At 40.1% G+C, this 1,567-nt stretch carries 2 protein-coding genes; both read left to right on the plus strand.

The window, feature by feature from the left end; all coding sequences use genetic code 11:
• A partial coding sequence (locus WBG45_RS03805) for a DUF4139 domain-containing protein (RefSeq protein WP_424412462.1) occupies nucleotides 1-683 on the plus strand: 683 nt, incomplete at its 5' end.
• Between the two features lie 4 nt (nucleotides 684-687).
• Nucleotides 688-1,567, plus strand: an 880-nt coding sequence (locus tag WBG45_RS03810; protein WP_424412463.1) for a metallophosphoesterase, incomplete at its 3' end; no start/stop codon positions are given.

Here is a 1,567-nt window from a genome sequence, read left to right on the forward strand (position 1 = left end):
TGGCGGGTACAGTGAACCGGGCACCAAGTCGTCTGCAAAAAACAATCCTTTACGAGCAAAATTCACTGGAGCCGGAACGCCAAGCTTTTGCCGATTATTATTTATATACGTTACCTGAAAAACTGACGTTGAAAAATCATCAGCAAAAGCAAGTTCAGTTTCTTTCTGCCTATCAAATCAAATCTCATACGGTCTATGAAGTTGACGCATACAATGATCATCCAACAGTATACTTTACGTTCCTAAATGATGCAGCAAACGGTTTGGGAATCCCGCTGCCACGAGGAAGATTTAAATTGTACAAAGAAAATCCGAAAGATGGATCTTCTGAATTCATAGGGGAAGACTTTATTCCACATACAGCGGTTGGTGAACTAGTTAAAATTAAATCAGGTGAAGCATTTGATATCACAGTTGAAAGTGAAGTCGTTGCTGAATATAAGAAAGACGGCTATGAATATGAAGAAGTCGTTTACTTGATTCGAAATCAAAAAGATCAGGCGATTGAGCTCATCATCAACCATGGCACCAGCTACGGTATTTTTGATGTGGTCGAATCAACCCATACTTGGAAACGGAAAGATGACGATATTCAACTCTTTGTACCAGTTCCAGCAAAATCCGAAGTGAAAGTTGCGTTTACGATTCGGTATGATCGAACGCATGATGAAAAGGTGAAATGAAAATATGAAAAGAATCAGCATAGGCACTTTAATCCTAATAATTTATACACTTCTTGTTTATTATTTTGGTTTTAACACATATCAGTGGCTTCAAACATGGAACTTGCCAATTCATCCCGTATTCTTTGGGTTTTTGTGGTTCCTGCTCGCATTTGGCTACATCATCGGTAAGTTTAGTCATGGATTAAAATATTTCAGTATGATTGGGTCGTATTGGTTTATTGTGATGCAGTATGGCATGATTTTATTCCCGATAAGCTCGCTTATCTATTTGATTTGGCCATCTCAACAAACGATTTTTATCGTAGGAAATGTGGTGGCCTTAACCTTCTTATTTATTTTTATCGCAGGTACATATATGGCATTTTCTCCAGTTGTACGCCATAAGACCATTCACATCGACAAGGATTCTGGTTCCCTTCGCGACTTAAAGTTGGTACTCGCATCTGATTTCCACTTAGGTCTTCTTTCAAACAAAAAGCACTTGCAACGGTTTGTGAACTTAGCCAATGAAGAGCAGCCGGATGTGGTGTTGCTTGCTGGAGATTTGGTGGATGATGATCCGATTTGGTTTGTGAGCGATGGGATGTCTCCAGTGATGAGGCAGTTGAAGGCGACTTATGGGGTATATGGTGTTGTAGGAAATCATGAGTATTACGGACGTAAAATCCCTCTTCTTGTAGAAGAAATGTGGGAAGCGGGCGTACAAATGTTATTAGATGAAACAATTTGTGTTGAAAATGCGTTCTATGTAACAGGTAGAGAAGATGCAACGAATGGCAAGCGACAGTCTTTGGCAAGCTTGAAGCCAGAGAAGAGCGAGCTACCTTGGTTCGTAATGGACCATACACCATTTGATTTAAAGACACCGAGCGAGCTTGGTG

The organism is Paenisporosarcina sp. (assembly GCF_049671445.1).
In the GTDB taxonomy this organism is placed as follows: domain Bacteria; phylum Bacillota; class Bacilli; order Bacillales_A; family Planococcaceae; genus Paenisporosarcina.